This is a genomic window from Staphylococcus sp. HMSC069E10 (assembly GCF_001809205.1).
Classification (GTDB): domain Bacteria; phylum Bacillota; class Bacilli; order Staphylococcales; family Staphylococcaceae; genus Staphylococcus; species Staphylococcus hominis.
Map to the genome: position 1 here is coordinate 42,353 of NZ_KV796483.1, position 18,481 is coordinate 60,833.

The 18,481-nt window shown below is 32.9% G+C and carries 16 protein-coding genes and 1 tRNA gene; 7 read left to right on the forward strand and 10 right to left on the reverse strand.

Annotated elements, in window-relative coordinates:
- The first annotated feature begins 66 nt into the window (after positions 1–66).
- Positions 67–738, forward strand: a complete 672-nt coding sequence (locus HMPREF2561_RS06250) for a M15 family metallopeptidase (RefSeq protein WP_070468559.1) — start codon at positions 67–69, stop codon at positions 736–738.
- A gap of 104 nt (positions 739–842) precedes the next feature.
- Here the strand turns inward: HMPREF2561_RS06250 and HMPREF2561_RS06255 are convergent, their stop codons facing one another.
- The 4 genes from HMPREF2561_RS06255 to panB form a co-directional block, all read right to left on the reverse strand.
- Positions 843–1,652, reverse strand: coding sequence for an alpha/beta hydrolase (locus HMPREF2561_RS06255; RefSeq protein WP_049416069.1), 810 nt, complete (start codon positions 1,650–1,652; stop codon positions 843–845).
- Positions 1,653–1,887: 235 nt separating this feature from the next.
- A complete protein-coding gene (gene panD / locus HMPREF2561_RS06260) occupies positions 1,888–2,271 on the reverse strand; it encodes an aspartate 1-decarboxylase (RefSeq protein WP_002449536.1) in 384 nt (127 codons plus the stop codon).
- Positions 2,272–2,276: 5 nt separating this feature from the next.
- Entirely contained in the window at positions 2,277–3,128 is an 852-nt protein-coding gene (gene panC / locus HMPREF2561_RS06265) for a pantoate--beta-alanine ligase (protein WP_070436547.1), read from the reverse strand.
- On the reverse strand, positions 3,112–3,939 hold the full coding sequence (panB, locus tag HMPREF2561_RS06270) for a 3-methyl-2-oxobutanoate hydroxymethyltransferase (RefSeq protein ID WP_017174741.1): 828 nt from the start codon (positions 3,937–3,939) through the stop codon (positions 3,112–3,114). Before panB ends, panC begins: the two co-directional genes overlap by 17 nt.
- 82 nt (positions 3,940–4,021) lie before the next feature.
- On the opposite strand from panB, the gene HMPREF2561_RS06275 reads away from it, so the two are divergent.
- Together HMPREF2561_RS06275 and HMPREF2561_RS06280 are read left to right on the forward strand one after the other, a co-directional pair.
- On the forward strand, positions 4,022–4,876 hold the full coding sequence (locus HMPREF2561_RS06275) for an oxidoreductase (protein ID WP_070436548.1): 855 nt from the start codon (positions 4,022–4,024) through the stop codon (positions 4,874–4,876).
- A 118-nt stretch (positions 4,877–4,994) separates the two neighbouring features.
- Complete coding sequence (locus HMPREF2561_RS06280; RefSeq protein WP_070436549.1) at positions 4,995–5,870, forward strand: HTH domain-containing protein; 876 nt, start codon at positions 4,995–4,997, stop codon at positions 5,868–5,870.
- Positions 5,871–5,896: 26 nt separating this feature from the next.
- Here the strand turns inward: HMPREF2561_RS06280 and HMPREF2561_RS06285 are convergent, their stop codons facing one another.
- Positions 5,897–6,802 carry a hypothetical protein gene (locus tag HMPREF2561_RS06285; protein WP_017174738.1) on the reverse strand — a complete coding sequence of 302 codons (906 nt, stop codon included), beginning with the start codon at positions 6,800–6,802 and terminating at the stop codon, positions 5,897–5,899.
- 121 nt (positions 6,803–6,923) lie between these two features.
- On the reverse strand, positions 6,924–7,796 hold the full coding sequence (locus HMPREF2561_RS06290; RefSeq protein WP_048761071.1) for a trypsin-like serine peptidase: 873 nt from the start codon (positions 7,794–7,796) through the stop codon (positions 6,924–6,926).
- 218 nt (positions 7,797–8,014) lie between these two features.
- On the opposite strand from HMPREF2561_RS06290, the gene HMPREF2561_RS06295 reads away from it, so the two are divergent.
- The 3 genes from HMPREF2561_RS06295 to lip all read left to right on the forward strand — a co-directional run bounded on the left by HMPREF2561_RS06295 (position 8,015) and on the right by lip (position 12,451).
- Positions 8,015–8,105 (forward strand) — tRNA-Lys (locus HMPREF2561_RS06295).
- A 152-nt stretch (positions 8,106–8,257) separates the two neighbouring features.
- Entirely contained in the window at positions 8,258–9,769 is a 1,512-nt protein-coding gene (locus HMPREF2561_RS06300) for an MFS transporter (RefSeq protein ID WP_048761068.1), read from the forward strand.
- A 393-nt stretch (positions 9,770–10,162) separates the two neighbouring features.
- Entirely contained in the window at positions 10,163–12,451 is a 2,289-nt protein-coding gene (lip, locus tag HMPREF2561_RS06305; protein WP_070436550.1) for a YSIRK-targeted triacylglycerol lipase, read from the forward strand.
- A 215-nt stretch (positions 12,452–12,666) separates the two neighbouring features.
- Here lip and HMPREF2561_RS06310 read toward each other — a convergent pair whose 3' ends face one another.
- The 4 genes from HMPREF2561_RS06310 to HMPREF2561_RS06325 all read right to left on the reverse strand — a co-directional run bounded on the left by HMPREF2561_RS06310 (position 12,667) and on the right by HMPREF2561_RS06325 (position 16,703).
- On the reverse strand, positions 12,667–12,960 hold the full coding sequence (locus HMPREF2561_RS06310) for a hypothetical protein (RefSeq protein WP_019835036.1): 294 nt from the start codon (positions 12,958–12,960) through the stop codon (positions 12,667–12,669).
- A gap of 126 nt (positions 12,961–13,086) precedes the next feature.
- Complete coding sequence (locus HMPREF2561_RS06315) at positions 13,087–13,620, reverse strand: VOC family protein (protein ID WP_049419880.1); 534 nt, start codon at positions 13,618–13,620, stop codon at positions 13,087–13,089.
- A 244-nt stretch (positions 13,621–13,864) separates the two neighbouring features.
- The gene (locus HMPREF2561_RS06320) at positions 13,865–15,874 is read right to left on the reverse strand and encodes a catalase (protein WP_070468561.1); all 2,010 of its coding nucleotides are present in this window, start codon (positions 15,872–15,874) and stop codon (positions 13,865–13,867) included.
- 208 nt (positions 15,875–16,082) lie between these two features.
- The gene (locus tag HMPREF2561_RS06325; protein ID WP_017174732.1) at positions 16,083–16,703 is read right to left on the reverse strand and encodes a nitroreductase family protein; all 621 of its coding nucleotides are present in this window, start codon (positions 16,701–16,703) and stop codon (positions 16,083–16,085) included.
- Between the two features lie 307 nt (positions 16,704–17,010).
- Between HMPREF2561_RS06325 and HMPREF2561_RS06330 the strand changes: the two genes are divergently transcribed.
- A complete protein-coding gene (locus HMPREF2561_RS06330; RefSeq protein ID WP_048681582.1) occupies positions 17,011–18,387 on the forward strand; it encodes an amino acid permease in 1,377 nt (458 codons plus the stop codon).
- The last annotated feature ends 94 nt before the right edge of the window (positions 18,388–18,481 follow it).

An 18,481-nucleotide genomic window follows, 5' to 3' on the forward strand; every position in this document is an offset into this window, starting at 1 on the left:
CTATGTTACACTGTGTACAATGTTTCATTATTGTTTATAGTAATTAAAATTTAAAGGAGTTTAAGCATGAAAAAATTCTCTGCAGTCCTAATGACAAGCGCTTTATTACTTTCAGCTTGCTCACATAGTAATGATGAAAATGAAAATAATACTAAACAAACATCTCAAACTAATAAAAGTGATGACAATCAACAAAAACATAAAAAAGTTATTAAAGAGGGTCGTACATATATGGATGGTATTTTAATTGTAAATAAAAATATAGGTCTTCCTTCAAATTATAATCCTGGTGAAGATCCAAAAGCCCAACAAGCCTTACAACAATTATTTAGTGCTGCACAAAAAGAGGGTATTAACTTATACAAAATGAGTGGCTACAGAAGTTATCCTACTCAAGTTCAACTATACAATCGTTATGCTGCACGCGATGGTAAAAAAGCTGCAGATAAATATAGCGCACGTCCTGGCTACTCAGAACATCAAACAGGTCTTACATTTGACATCGGTGGCGTTAATTCAGATAAAAACTTATATGCAAGTTTCGGAAAAACAAAAGAAGGTCAATGGATTGCGAAAAACGCACATAAATACGGCTTTATCGTGAGATATCCTAAAGGAAAAGAAAAAATTACTGGTTATCAATACGAACCATGGCATTTACGTTATTTAGGAAAAGATACTGCAACCAAAGTATATCAATCTGGTAAAACTTTAGAAGAATATGTAGGATTAAAATAACTTCGCCACACATATTATTAGTCAATTAAAAACCATGAGTGAGAATACTCCTACTCATGGTTGTTTTAATATTAACTTCATTGTTTCACGTCAAACATCATATTTTATCTATTTTTACTATCCAACCAATCAATGATATCTCTAAAAATACTTTGATTATATGACGACTCATTGAAAATTTCATGTTGTAAATTTTCATAAATATACAGAGACTTTTTCTTAGAAGCAATTTCATTATATAAATCGATAGAATCTTTATAGCTTACGAGACCATCTTCTTTACCATGTAAGATGAGTACTGGATCTATAAAATGGCTTGGATGTTCTTTTAGATAGGCAATACCATCCATCAGGGTAAATATGAGGCCTATAGAAATCTCTTTAGCGACTAAATCATCATCTCTATATTTTTGGATAATTTCTTCGTCAGAACAAACACCGTCTTCCAGTTCATTTTTGACATATGTATCTGCTGAAATATTTTTATCTGGCTCTCCGAATGTACGTTTATTATAGCGCGTTAGTGCGCCAGAAGTAATAATGCCATCTACTTTATTAGGGTATTTGGTACCAAATAAAGTTACCGCGTAACCTCCCATACTATGTCCGATTAAAAATACTCTTCCACTATAATTCTCCTTAGTGTAGTTAATTATCCTATCCAAGTCATCAATGATTTCATCCACATGACTATAAAATACTCTCTTACCTTCAGAACGCCCATGACCACGTTGATCAAAACGAACGACATTATAATGATGCTCATTTAAAAACGCGACCAATTCATCATAACGGTCTAGATGCTCTGCAAGACCATGTGCAATTATAATATTTGCTTTACTTTCTTTAACTTCATTAACCTTTGTATAGAGTTTAGTTCCATCTTTTGATTCTAAATATTTTATATAATTCATTTCTATCATCCCTTTTATTTACCTTTACTCGTATCTACCCTTCGTTAATTAGAATAAACACATATAAAACCTCTTAATATTCTTATTTCGTTTGATGGTTTTCCTCTTATTTTTCCCATAATAACATCACTATGCATCAAAACTTTCTAAAAAACTCATAACTCTATACTCTTAATATATAAAAAGCGTGCTAGTCTTTCCAAAATAATCTCTTTAAGACTGCACGCTCACTTAATTACTTAATTATTGTATTTTCTTTTTCATGAATCATTTGAATTATTTCATTATTTTCGTTCATAATCGCTACTTTAGGTGCATGATCGATTAATTCACGTTCGTCCAACTGTACATAAGTCATAATAATAACAATATCATCTACTTCTACTAAGCGAGATGCAGCACCATTGAGACAAATTTTTCCACTACCACGTTCACCCGCAATCACATATGTTTCGAAACGTGCTCCATTATTATTGTTTACAATAGCAACCTTTTCATTTGGAAGAATATCAACCGCATCTAAAATATCGGCATCGATCGTAATACTTCCTACATAATTTAAATTGGATTCTGTGACACGTGCTCTATGAATTTTACTATTCATCATTGTTCTAATCATTTTCTCTATTTACTCCCTAAAATAATATTATCTATTAAACGTGCTTTAGAAAATTTCACAGCTAAAGCGATAAAAATTTGCCCATTTATTTCATTAACAACTTCAAGTTCAGGATAACTATAAATTGCGACTTCGTCGATATGACCGCTTGTATGTTCTTGTAAGTATGTTTTTATTGCACCTACAAGCATATGACTTCGACGTTCACCTTCTTCATACATATCTTTTGCTAATGTTAAACTTTTACTTAAATGAACCGCTTCTTTACGTTCTTCATCAGTTAAATACACATTCCGAGAACTACGCGCCAGTCCATCGTCTTCACGTACTATATCGACGCCGACAATTTCAATAGGATGATTAAAATCTTTTACCATTTTCTCAATAATTGCTAATTGTTGTGCATCTTTTTTACCAAAATAGGCTTTATTAGGACTTACGATATTAAATAATTTATTAACTACTGTAACGACACCATCAAAATGTCCAGGACGTTGTGGGCCTTCTAAGACTTCCCCTAGACGTCCCACCTTTAATGTGATGCCTAATTCATCTGGATACATCTCTTCAACGGAAGGATGGAATACATAATCGACATGAATAGCTTTAACTAAAGAAACATCCTTATCAATTTGGCGAGGATATGCATCATAATCTTCATTAGGTCCAAATTGTAATGGGTTTACAAATACACTAATGACTGTCACATCGTTTTCTTCAACTGAACGTCGCATCATACTTAAATGTCCTTCATGAAGCGCACCCATTGTTGGAATGAAACCTATTGATTGACCAGACGCTTTTATGCGTTGTGCGATTGTTTGCATCTCTTTTACAGTATTAATTACTTGTGTCATTTTTATTAACCTCATCTAATACTTTTTTCTTATACGTATGTGCTTCTGCAGGAAATGCTCCTGCTTTCACTTCTTTATCATATTGCTTCATACCATCAATGCCTACAGATAAATCTGCAAACTGTTTTACGAATTTAGCATAACGTTCTACGCCATAATTTAACATATCGTGATACACCAATACTTGTCCGTCTGTATCTTTACCTGCCCCAATACCAATAACTGGAATGTCTAATTGTTTACTAATTAATCCAGCTAAGTCACTTGGAATAGCTTCTAATACTAACGCCACTGCACCTGCTTCTTGAACGGCATGTGCATCACGAATAAGTTGTTCTGCTGCGTCTTTTGTACCACCTTGTAACTTGTAACCCATAACACCGACACTTTGTGGCATTAAACCAAGATGTGCAACAATTGGAATACCCATTTGTGTCGATTTTTTAATGAAGTCAGTTAAATGGGCACCTTCTGCTTTTAATGCATTCGCATTGGTTTGTTGATATAACGTTATCGCATGATTTAAATCATGTTCCGCACTTACGCCTACCGCTCCGATAGGTAAGTCTACAACGATAAATGTATCATCGGCGCCTCGACGAACAGCTTTACCATGATGAATCATATCATCTAAAGTAACTTGAGTGGTTGTATCATAACCTAAAACTGTCATTCCTAGCGAATCACCAACTAGAATCATATCAATATTGGCTTGTTGCGCTTGTTTTGCACTGGGATAATCGTATGCTGTAACCATTGAAATTTTTGTACCATTTTGCTTCATTTCCATAAGTTTTGACAAATTTTTCATTATTTTATCGATCTCCTATAACATTATCTCAATAATATCACGTATAATTATATGTAATATTTTAAAGAAAGGAAAGTTATAAATGCGTATTGCGATTATTGGACCAGGCGCTGTAGGTACGACGATTGCCTACGAATTACAACAAGTATTACCTCATATCACATTACTTGGAAGAACAAATAAGTCCATTCACTTTCAACCTGCAAATCAACATGTCATTGTTAAAGATATTAAGTCTATGACTAACTCCTTCGATGTGATTATCGTGGCAGTCAAAACGCATCAACTTGAATCTTTAGTTCCAGACTTAAACCGTCTTACTCATGAGGAGACAACGATTATTTTAGCTCAAAATGGATATGGTTTACGTTCAACTTTACCATTTAAATATGTCTACCAAGCTGTGGTCTATATTAGTGGGCAGAAAAAAGACGATGAAGTAATCCATTTCAGAGATTACCGTTTGCATATTCAGCATGATCGTCGTACTGAACAACTTAAACACTATTTAGAACATACTAAAATAGAACTTATATTAGAAGATCACATAGAAACAACGATTTGGTATAAATTACTTGTCAATCTTGGTATTAATTCGATTACTGCTTTAGGTGGCAACACTGCACAAATTTTAAAAATTTCAGAAGTCTATCAATTATGCACACGCTTATTAGAAGAAGGTAAACAAGTCGCTATGGCAGAAGGTATTACATTACCCGACACGATTGTTGAAGATATTATGCATATCTATGCTGGTTATCCAGATCATATGGGGACAAGTATGTATTATGATGTTATAAATCATCAGCCCCTTGAAGTAGAAGCAATTCAAGGTTTTATTTACCGTAAGGCTAGAACACATCACCTCTCTACGCCATCGTTAGATACAGTTTATGCATTATTACGGTCTCACCATTCTTTATCCATTCAATATTAATGTTAAAATCAATGTTTAACTATTAATATTTTGTCAAATTATATAGTAACAAACTCTATTACAAGCTATATAATTATTTTTGAAAAATTTTTCACTTTAATAAAAGGGAGATATATCTTTGGATAAAGCAACACGTATACTTAATATTTTGACATTATTATTAAATGGTCATGTTGTCACTCAAGAAGACTTAGATCGCTTTACAAATGTCAGCAAAAAATCTATTCAACGTGATATTAATACAATTAATACATTTTTTTATGAAAGTCATTTTTGGAGAAGCAATCATACTAAAATTGTCTATAATTATCAATTAGGTGGTTATGAACTCACCCATGATACTACGAACAAACAAAGTCTTGGTGTACTAAGTTTACTCATTAAGTTACAAAGTCTCACACCTATTCTTCATTACGATATTTACAAATTTTTCTTACATGCGATGTCGTCTGTCAGAATAGAAGATAAACATATTTTGATGACGATGTTACATCAATTCAAAGTACGTGATGATTTACTTCCTGGAAAAATATTAATGGACCTTCAAAAAGCAATCGTCAATAAACATAGAGTGCGTATTGAAGTAGATCATAACAAAATGACTATTAAACCATTATCTATTTTGTATATGCATTATGATTATTGGTTTACTTACGAATTTCAACATAAAATACATACCGTTTCTTTGAAATCGATACAATCCTTACACGTTCTAGATACAAAATTTTCTAAAGACTTCGCGAATAATGCAGTATTATTTGAAACGAGTACAACCATTTGGAATCAATTTAAACAACAATTTTCAATTAAAGAGATTGTTTCACGTAATGAAGACACCATTTTGGCATGGGTAAATTGCACACGGTTTGATGCTTATTACATTGCTTATCAACTTGCTCCTTTAGCAAAAATTATCGCTCCGGAATCATATATCGATAGTTTTATTGACCGTTTAGATGAAATTAAACGTACTTACACAGAAAACAACAGCTGACCATTAAAATCAGCTGTTGCTTTTTATTAATCAATTGGATCTCCGTGTTCATCATATTTTGTCACTATACCGTCAGAAGTAACGATATATGAGCCAACTAAATCTCCATTTTTATCTAAAATTGAGAAGCCCCAATCTCCGTTTTCATCTTGTTCTGGTTCTTTATATGTGTACGTCTCTGTATCTAATTGATGACCTTCATAATCTTCTACCTTATCAATGACGTTTGCACGTGTTACCTTTTCAGTAGATGAAGATTCGTCAGAATCAGTATTTAACGATCTTTGACTTCCTGCAAATACTATTTGTTTTGCTATTTCTTCATAATCAGAATTATTATATTTATCATATAATGTACTTACATCCAATTCTTTACCGTTATCTCTTAATTGTTGATAGTTTGCATCGTATTGTGTACCTGCCACGAGTACTTTATCGTTACTTACTCCAATAACTGTTACAAAAGCTCCTCTCGAAGGAGATGCGCTGTAAAATACCATTCCAGATGGTGAACCATTAATAGGATAATCCATAGAAGCTAGTTTGTATGTATCAATATTTTTATGAATTTTACTCACATTTCCTTGTTCAAGATAACTATGATTTCTTAATTCATTTGCGTTAATAGCATAATCTGACACTGAAGGATCATTTAAAGCTAACGCTACTTTTTCAGCTTGAGATAAGTTGTCGACATTACTATTTGTTTTATTTTCTTGTTGATTGTTATCATTTGAACTTTTATTACTATCTTGTTGGGTATTATTGTTATCATTATCTGAAGTGTTTTTATTTGATGATTGGTTACTTTGTGATGTCGTATGTTCTGATTTTTCACTAGAATTATTGAGCCCAATCATATCTCCTAAATCACAACCTGCAAGTAAAGTTGTCGCCGTTATAGCGCCGATAGCTAAGTAATGTTTCTTCATTTGTTTCGCTCCTTTTAAAATAAAAAAATATATACCTTAACTTACAATATTAAACAGACACTGTATGTCGTTATGAAAAAGTACACACTTCATTATCTAAAGCATGTACTTTTTATATTAATTACTTAATATGTTGACGTACGAAACGACCAGCATATCCTTTAAACGATTCGCCACCAGACATTTCTTGTTTAGCATAAGCATCCGTTGAACCACCCATTAAGTTATATCCATATGTTCTTAAGCCATACATTTTTGTAAATGTACTATTTAACATTGGTGAGCCTGAAGCACCTGATCTAAAAATATCTTTCGTTTGAATCTCTGTACCATTTGTTGAGAATTGAGTTACACGAAGTTTATTAAAATACGCTTTTGTGTTGTCGTTATATTGCCATGGATATCCTAATGAATAAAGTGGCGAATTGAATTTCAATTGTTTAATCTCTGAATCCGTTGCAATTTTAACTGGTTTCACATATTTAGACATATTTTGTTTTGTGTGAACCACTGCAATATCATATTGTGGTACTTTAATCACTTCTGTTGCTTGGAAAACATATGGCATACGACTTCCATCACGATTCATTTGAAATTTAATATATTTCGGAGCCGCTGCACGACCATATTGATCATCGATAACATGTGCATTGGTTACAAATGTATGTGCCCCAATCACTGTTCCTGTTCCCATAGAATCTTGCTTTCTTACAGATGCATCGCGAGAGCCTTTTTTCCAGCCATTTAAATTAGATACACGGCCAATCGCCTTTAAATTATTTTGTGAGGCATTTGGATAGCGTTGGATTGAAATACTGCTGTTACTAATTTTTTTCGCTTTTAAATACGCTTGATATGATCCTCTTTGTATCCCGTCATAATAATAGTTGGTTTCTACAGCTTTAGCCTCTTGATGTTGGGCAGAATATCCTAGTACACTGGCACCAATAACGACACTCGCTACTAATGATTTACCAAATTTAGATTTTAGCATTAATTTGTCCCCTGCTTTCTTTCATTTAAAAATGAATTGGTTTTATGTTTAAAATAAAATATGTACATCAATATTATAAAACAAACAAAGGACAGTATGCGTCTTTTTTATAAAACAATTTATTTTTAACTTTAATGTACATTTATAAATTATTTACGTAAAAAATATTTTTCTTTACAAACTTCAAAATATATAGTATAGTATTAAAGTAAAATTATGGAGGGATACTCAAGCCTGGCTTAAGAGGCTAACCATTTTATGGTTAGTAGGAGCTTTTAGCTCGCGTTGGTTCAAATCCTTCTCCCTCCGCTATCTAAGAAACCTAAGATTAAATTCTTAGGTTTCTTTTTATTTCATATTTTATATATAAGACACTCTTATTTATTTTTTCCATTTATAAGAGTACAATAGTTAAGTTGCGAAATGACGATACACCATATTCATATATCGGAGTGAAAAAAATGGACTTTTGGTCATCTAAAAAAGGAAAAATGCTAGAAATATCAATACTTGGCATACTAACTATCTTCGGCATTGGTTCACAATATTTTTCAAATTTGGCTTATAGTTTAAATCAAGGTATTTTACAAACATCATTTGGTATAGGTTCTCAATATCTCATTATACCTTCTGTGATTGCTAACTTTGCCTTTGCACTTGGCGTGCCACTTGGACATACATTGACACACAAATTCGGGTTTAGACGTAATTTTTTATTCTTTGTAACTCTATTTTTAATCGGCTCGATTATTGGGCTTTTTTCCTTCGACTTAATTATTTTATCTATTGCTAAAGGGTTACAAAGTTTAAGTACCGGCGTTTTATTCTTCACACTTTTACCAAAACTCTTTCTCAATTTCCCTAAACAATACCGCAATGTATTCTTATTAATGGTTATTGTAGGTTTATTTGGCGCAAATGCATTGGGAGGTCTATCAGGTAGTCTATCTTTAGAATTAGATCGTTGGCATTGGATCTTTATTATTAATATTATTTCAGCTATCTTATGTCTTATTTTAGGTTCAATATTCTTAACAAAAGAAGAATATCAACATTCTGAACCTATTCATATTAGTCGTCCTATGATTATTTCATTAGTTCTTAGTACGATTGCTCTTACGCTACCGATGGGGATGCTTACACAAAAAGGGTACGGGTCTCTCTGGGTCTGGCCTATCCTAATTATAGCAATTTTATTCATTGTAAATTTTGTAGTCTTTAATCATGAAGCAAAACATCCATTTGTTCACTTTAAAACGTTATTAACAAAGAAACCACTTGTTGGTGCAACAATGGCTATATCTTCACATTTAGCCTTATTATGTGGTATTGCAGGAATTAATGTGTATATAATTAGAATCTTAAAATTACCTTTCACTATATCTTTACACTTTTATTTATTCTTTTTCATAGGTGTCATTGTGACAGGATTGATTAAAATGTTTATCTATAGTGCAGTAGGAGCTGGTGTTTTAGGCACATTAGGCTCATCAGCGTTACTTTATGTCAGTGTTCATTGGATGATTTTACATGATATCGTAAATATTCATTTACTTTACATTCAAGGTTTCCTACTTGGTTTTGGTGCAAGTATGACACTTGTAAGTGGTGCTATGGCAACATTATTAGATGGCGATTTACTTCAAGCTGGTCAGCGTTCTCAAACGATGCACACAATACGTAACTACGCGGCAGCATTTCTTGTTCCAGTGATTGCCTATCTGATTAAATATAATATTCAAAAAGGAACACAATCTGTTTATACAGAAAATATTACAAACACTTCAATTTATATTAAGCGTATAAAAGATATTGCTATTGATGCTGATCATAAAGTATTTCTACTAATGATTATTTTCAATTCGATTATGTTAGTATCATCGATTATTCAAATGTCTCTTGGAAAAGGGAGACGTATTACACCACCTCGTTCGCCTAAAAACCCCGAGTTACATTTGAATACACACAAGTAATGATTTTTAAGGAACAGTTTACTTTATTAGGGTTTCGCTCCTTAGTTTACGATGTTATTACACATTTCAATTTCATATACTCTTAAAATGTATATTTACTCTATGTAATTATGACAGATTATTGACAACGCTTTCATATAGCGTTACTATCTATTTACATTCAATAGACAACGTTGATGGTTAAATCTCGTATGTAGCTCTGTTCTACATACGACAATTTTTCATCACATTTGTAAACGCTTTCTAAATTGTCGGTTAAGAAAGGATGGTTACTTTGGAAAATATTAAAGCGATATTTAGTAAACTTTTTGGATTTATTCCACGTTCAATAATTAATATTTTTATTTAATCTATATATTTTATAACAAAAAACAATTAATAGAGGTGCTATTTATGAAAAAAAGTGAAAACAGATACAGTATTCGTAAATTCAGTGTGGGTGCATCATCCATTTTAGTAGCAACATTGCTATTTATGGGAGGCGGTGCTGCACAGGCAGCAGAAACACATCAGGAAGAGGGAAATCCTGAATCAGCTGTAGCACAATCTATTGGGGATAATAAAAAACAATCTGATAATCAAGAAACACAACAAGACAATGTTCAATCTGACGAACAAGCTACTTCTACATCTCAATCAGTAACTAATGAAAATGAAACACAACGCTTACATAATGAAAATAAAACTTCAACTCAAGTTAAAGATGATACTGATCAATTAAACACTAATGAAGAAACAATTGAACATAACCTAACTGATCAAACTATTAAACATCAATCAAATCAATCTGAAGACGCATTAACTAAAGAAACTCCTTCAGATGAATCACAATCATCTTCAACAAAAGAGAGCAAAGCGTTTTCTGAGCAATCTCAAAATAATACTAAAGACACAATTCAAAAAGACACAATCACTTCAGATAAAAAAGATAACACAACTGAAACGTCAACTACTAAAAATCAATCTCACTCTTCAGAAAACGTGACAAATGAAAGTCCGACAGAAGAGAAAACAACAACTCATGACCATTCAACAACTCAAACAACGACTGCTGAAACCAACACATCATCTACAAAAGACAATACTTCAAAAACAACTGACAGTCATTCAACAAAAACATCTCAGTCAACACCTCTAACAGAGAGTAAAGAATTAACACCATCAAAAACTCAACAAGATTCAAATGTAAATCAGGATGCAATAAAAAATAATGATGTAGAGGCGCCGTCTACTGGAAAAACAAATGATACTGTAGACACAACTGAAACACAACAAACAGTGACAGCTAAACAACCAACAGATTCTACTACACCTACAGAGAATACTTTAAACACTAAAGATGAAGCGATCTCAATTGATGGTACAACAAATGAAACTATTGGAAATAAAGATGCTAAAGATCAAAAAAATTCACAAGCCGGCATAGAGACATTAGCTAACAATGGAGTAGCAACAACAAATAATACATCTCAACAACAAGGTACAACAGAAACAAAAGATCAAACTAATAAAGTTGCTAAACAAGGTCAATACAAAAACCAAGACCCAATTATTCTTGTTCATGGTTTTAATGGATTTACAGATGATATTAATCCTAATGTTTTATCACATTATTGGGGTGGCGATAAATTAAACATTCGTCAAGACTTAGAACAAAATGGTTATAACGCTTATGAAGCAAGTATCAGTGCGTTTGGTAGTAACTATGATCGTGCTGTTGAACTTTATTACTATATTAAAGGTGGTACTGTAGATTATGGTGCTGCACATGCAGAAAGATATGGTCATGAACGCTATGGTAAAACATACGAAGGTGTTTATAAAGATTGGCAACCTGGTCAAAAAGTGCATCTAGTTGGTCATAGTATGGGAGGCCAAACTGTTCGTCAATTAGAAGAATTATTAAGAAATGGTAGTCAAGAAGAAATTGAATACCAAAAAGAACACGGAGGCGACATTTCTCCATTATTCCAAGGTAATCATGATAATATGGTTTCTTCAATCACAACACTAGGCACACCACATAATGGTACACATGCCTCTGATAAAATAGGTAATGAAGCCATCGTTCGTCAAATCGCCTTTGATTTAGGTAAGCGACTAGGCAATAAAAACTCTCGAGTAGACTTCGGTCTGTCTCAATGGGGTCTAAAACAACAACCTGATGAATCTTATTTATCATACCTTTCACGTACTAAAACATCTAAGTTATGGCAAACGAAAGATAATGCTCTATACGATTTAACACGTGATGGCGCGACGGATCTTAATCGCAAAACGTCACTTAATCCAAATATTGTTTATAAAACATATACAGGCGAAGCAACACACCCTACATTATTTGGTAAATATAAAGCAGATTACAATCTCTTCTTACCATTCACAGTTACTGCTAATGTCATTGGTAAAGCTACTGAAAAAGAATGGAGAGAAAATGATGGTCTTGTCTCTGTTATTTCATCTCAACATCCTTTCAATCAAGCTTATACAGAAGCAACAGATACAAATCAAAAAGGCATTTGGCAAGTAACACCTACTAAACATGACTGGGATCATGTCGACTTTGTGGGTCAAGATAGTACAGATACAAAACGTACACGAGAAGAATTACAACAGTTTTGGTATGATTTAGCTGATGATTTAGTTCAAACAGAAGCGCTAACGTCAACTAACGAAGCTTAATATCATTTTTATGGAAAGGTGGTTGTCTAATGTCTGGTGATTTCTTTCAATTACTTGGTTCTTTCTTCAGAATAGTTAAAGCATTATTTTTCTAATTTAATATAAATAAAAGCACCTCCAAATGAGATGAAGACATTTTCACTCGTTAGGAAGTGCTTTTTATTATGTAAAATTTAGAAGAAAATGATGTTATAAAGTGTGGTAAGTTTTTCAATCTAGTTAGGTGAATGTACATCTACATTATTATCGTTTGACGAGAATGCTTCTTCATTTGCTGAAAGGATTACTTTTTTTGCGTGATTTGATTCTTTGACTTCATGACGTAATTCACTGTTCAAGCCTAATAAATTATTGGCTTGAGTTTCTTCACTATTGTAATCTTCCAATCCATTCACAATTTCAGTTGCTAAATATTCACATGCATCTTGATTTTCAACTTCAACTTTTTCATTAATTATTGATCCAATGACTTCAATTAAGTCACATTTTTGAATTTGAATATCAATCATTTTTTCTACTCCCTTAAACTGTCATTAAACCTTTTGCTAGGCTTTCTAGTTTATTACCCTGTTTCGAGAAAAAATACACAAAATCGTCACTGTCGAAAAACTCTATGCATGATTGAGTCCATTTTATTACTCATCATTGCTTTTAGGAATAAATACCTTCGCTTCACTATCATCAGGATAGTAAAAACCATTAGGTACAGTTTGAAGTTCGATTAAGCTTCCCCATGGCGCTCGAATATAAACGGTTTTATTATTCTCTGTATCCTCATATTTTGTATTAGAATGTGGTTCAGATAATGGCTCTCCTCCTACCTGTTTCACACGCTCTAATACATGGTCAAATGCGTCACTTTCAATATAAAAAGAAATATGTGTAAAACCTACATCTTGTAGTAATTGTGGTTCATGTTGTTGCGCGTGTTGGAATTCAAACATTTCAATATTAGGACCACAACCAAACACCATCATGCGTTTATGAATAATTGAAGCTCCTTTTTCTAGTCCTAAGATATGCTCGACATATTCGCCACCTCTTGGCTCATCTTTTTTAGTTTGACTATCATATGCAATTTTTCCATCGAGTCCCTGTTTAAAAAAAGCAGTGGCTTCTTCAATACTAGGAACCGTAAGACCAATATGATTAATACCTCGATTCATCATATCTCCTCCTTAATCAAAAGGTGCAAGACAGAATTCATTTTGAATTTGTCGTTCACCTCAGTAACGTATCTTCAACTTGCATTGGACGTAGACTTTCTTATTGAAAGTCTGTATGTTGGACACCGAGACTACAATTGAAACGAATTTGGAACCAACGCATGTTCAATTCAATCATCGACTGCCAATATATTAAAAAAGCCTAAGACAACGCATTGTGTCTCAGGCTTTTTCAAACAATCATTTCTTATTTTCTATCAAAATATCTGTAACGTTTGAATGCGTCAAGGATAGCTTGTGGTTCACTAGATACTACAACACCAGGCGCATCTAAATCAATACGATTGCTTTGTAATACATTTTTCGCTTCTTCAGTGATTACAACAGGTTTTTTATGATTATAGCTCATTTCAGCAAAATCTATAGCATCTGGTAACATTTCTTTACCATCTGAAAGAACGATTACACTATCAAATACTGTTGAACTTGCTGTGCTATAAGTTTCAGTAATACCAATTTCGTCATCATTAAGGTTTTTAGCTGTTTGTCCAACAAATGCATAGTTTAAGTCGTTGTTAACAAATACTTGTGCATATGATTTTAATGTTTCAGCGCTAATATCACCATTTACAAGCACTGCTACAGAGTGTCCTTTTAATGGGATATCAAATTTTTCTAATGTTAATTGGCTATCTTTAGCATCTGATTGCACTTCTTCATTTTCTGCTGGAACTTCTACGCCTACATTGTTTGCTACGTATTCAGCTAATTTACGATCAACTTTATTAATTTGATTAACAGCATTTTGTTTTACTTCTGGTGATTTACATTTACCAATTTCAAATGAAAAGGCATCGGCTAAATGTTGCTGTTCTGCTTCAGTTAAGCTGTTTTTATATAATTTAGCTTGAGTATAGTAATCTTTGAAGCTATCACTACGTTGACGTACTTTATAACCTTCTACTTTTTCATGATAATGCTCGAAACCACCTTGTTCTTTAGGTGTTGTATGAGGGTTATTATTGTTCAAGCCATTTTTATGGTAGGCTGTTTGACCTTGATGAATATATGATTGATGCATTGCATCACGTTGATTATTATGAACTTCTGCAACTGGGCGGTTAATAGGAATTTGGTTAAAGTTTGGTCCGCCAAGACGAGAAATTTGTGTATCTGTGTAAGAGAATAAACGACCTTGTAATAATGGGTCATTAGAGAAATCAATACCTGGAACGATATGCGCAGGGTGGAACGCAACTTGTTCAGTTTCTGCAAAAACGTTATCTACATTACGGTTCAATGTCATTTTACCTACGATTTTCACAGGTACTTGATCTTCTGGCCATAATTTAGTTGGATCTAAAATATCAAAATCAAAGTCAAATTCTTGTTCAGGTTTGATAATTTGTAAGCCTAATTCCCATTCAGGATAGTCACCTTTATCAATTGATTCATATAAATCTTTACGATGGAAATCAATGTCTTTACCATGTAAGATTTGTGCTTCATCCCATACTAAGCTTTCTAAACCTTGTTTAGGTTTCCAGTGGAATTTAACAAAGTAAGATTGACCTTCTTTATTTACAAGTCTAAATGTGTGTACACCAAAACCTTCTTGTTGACGGAAGTTTTTAGGAATACCTCTATCACTCATTGCCCAGAATACTGCGTGCATAGATTCAGGATTTTGACCAATGAAATCCCAGAATGTATCGTGTGCTGAACCACCTTGTGGCATTTCATTATGTGGCTCTGGTTTTAATGCATGTACAAAGTCAGGGAATTTAATTGCATCTTGAATAAAGAATACAGGCGCGTTGTTACCTACTAAATCGAAGTTACCTTCATCAGTATAGAATTTAGTAGCAAAACCACGAATGTCACGTACTGTATCTGGAGATCCTTTAGAACCTTGTACAGTAGAGAAACGCACAAAGACAGGTGTTGTTTTTTCAGGGTGTGTTAAGAAATCCGCACTTGTATATTCACTTAAATCTTCATACACTTGGAATTCACCATGTGCCCCAAATCCACGAGCATGTACCACACGTTCAGGAATACGTTCATGGTCGAAGTGCATCATTTTTTCACGGAAGTGGAAGTCTTCTAGTAAAGTCGGACCTCTATCCCCTACTGTAAGTGAATGTTCATCTTCACTTACTTTCATACCACTATTTGTAGTCATTGCTGTACCATCATTATTTTTTCTTAACTCATCTAATTGTTGTTGTTTTTTGTTTTTGTTTGATTGATCCATACTTATCTCTCCTAGATATAGATTGGTATCGTAAATACATTGTTATGTACATTGTTTCCTTATTACGGAATACAGTTAGTTATTCCCATTTATAAAAGAATTAATCATTTTAAAGAAAAAATATATTCCCATAAATTTTTATTTAAAGAACTTTCTTTTATAATCGTTTATGGAAATATATTTTTTGATATTTTATATTAAACTTTAATTATTGATAATCTACTACCTTATCAACTGGCATTCTATATGATGTATGAGGTTCTTTTTCTTTCTTACCAATCGCAACGATTAACACTGGAACGTAACGTTCTAAATCATATCCGAATGCTTCGCCAATTTTGTCATGCTCAAAACCACCGATAGGGTTCGTATCATAGCCATATTGTTTTGCAACTAACATTAATTGCATCGCAGCTAAACTACTATCCACTTTTACGATGTCACTCATAACTTCACGTGAACTATTTTTGTAAGTATCCATTACAAAAGGTAATATTTGGTCTTTTACTTCTTGAGGCATATGTCCTTCTTCAACTGCTTTGTTATAGATGAATTCGCCTTCCTCATAACATTGTAAATCACCAAAAATAACAATCATCGCTGAAGATGTATCATTTTGTGATGTATTAAATCGAATTAACGGGCGTAATTTTGCTTTCGCTTCATCACTTTCTACAACAACAAAACGCCATGGCTGCATATTCACTGATGAAGGTGCTTTTGTTGCCTTGCTAATGATTTCATTCATTTCGTCATGTGGAATTTTATAATTTGGATCAAATCCTTTAACAGATTTTCTACTTTCTAATATTTCGTTAAAATCGTTCATTCATTTCCCTACTTTCATATTTTAATTACGTAACTTAGATTATTAAATAAATTGAAAATAAAGAGAAGTAATTTGCTTATAGATTTAAAAAGATACTCAATTTAATACATTATTAACTATATTTAATAATGTATTAACACTTATCTATTAAACTATTATTTGATTAATATTAACTAAATAGGGTATTCTTAAACTTAACAAATTAAATAATTTGAAGTTTTAAAAAATTATTTATGTTATAACAAAGGGTATTGGATTCAGTCATAATGTTTCAGTCATAAGGTTACTCAGGAAAGGGAAGAAAATTATGGCAGAAGATAAACTGCAAAGAGAGTTAAGTAATAGACATATTCAACTTATCGCTATTGGGGGCGCAATTGGTACAGGATTGTTCCTTGGATCAGGTGAATCTGTACATTTAGCCGGACCGTCTATTTTATTGACTTATGTTATTGTCGGTTTTGTATTATTTATGTTTATGAGAGCAATGGGAGAAATCCTCTTATCAAATTTAGGATTCAAATCATTTGGGGATATTGCCCATCATTATATTGGACCAATTGCTGGATTTATGGTCGGATGGACGTATTGGTTAACTTGGATTATTTCAGGCATGGCAGAAGTGACAGCAGTTGCTAAATATGTTTCATATTGGTATCCAACAGTACCAAACTGGCTAACAGCGGCATTTACTATCTTAGTATTAGTCGCTTTGAACTTATTCAGTGCAAAGCTATTTGGAGAGTTAGAATTCTGGCTGTCAATTATTAAAGTGATAACAATTGTAGCCTTAATCATTGTTGGTATTGTGATGATTGTGCTTGGAATGAAAACCTCTTACGGGCAAGCCAGTGTAACGAACCTTTGGTCTAGAGGTGGATTTTTCCCGAATGGTATTCAAGGGTTCTTGATGGCATTCCAAATGGCTATCTTTTCATTTATTGGTATTGAGTTAATTGGAATTACAGCTGGGGAAACTAAAAACCCACACAAAACGATTCCTCAAGCAATTAACAATGTACCTGCGCGTATTTTAATTTTCTATATTGGCTCATTAGCAGTGATCATGTCTGTAGTACCTTGGGATAAACTAAACCCAGCAGACAGTCCATATGTTAAATTATTCGGATTAATTGGTATTCCATTTGCTGCCGGTATTATTAACTTTGTCGTTTTAACAGCAGCTGCTTCATCATGTAATAGTGGTATTTTCGCAAATAGTCGTACAATGTACGGTTTAGCAGGTCGTAAACAAGGTCCACCATTCTTGCATAAAACAAATAAACATGGTGTACCCCACTATGCTATTTTAGTCACATGTGGCTTATTAAGTATTTCAGTTATTTTAAATGCAGTATTTAAAGATGCAACAAAAGTGTTCGTTCAAATTACGATATTTTCAACAGTATTGAATATTTTAATTTGGACACTGATCATGATTGCCTATCTAAATTACGTCAAACGCAATCCAGAATTACATAAAGATAGTAAATTCAAAATGCCTGGCGGAAAATATATGGCATTTGCGATTTTAGCTTTCTTCGCATTTATCTTTATTATCTTATTAATTAACAGTTCAACTAGAATTGGAGTATTATTTATACCCGTATGGGCAATTATTCTTTGGATTATGTATCAAAAATATAAAAAAGAATCAGACAAAGCGAAAGTTAAAATGGAATAATATAAAGAACATTTTAGACTTCCCCCCTAATGGAGGAAGTCTTTTTTCATGATATCTATTAAATAAAGAGTCCGGGACATAAAGTATCTAGATA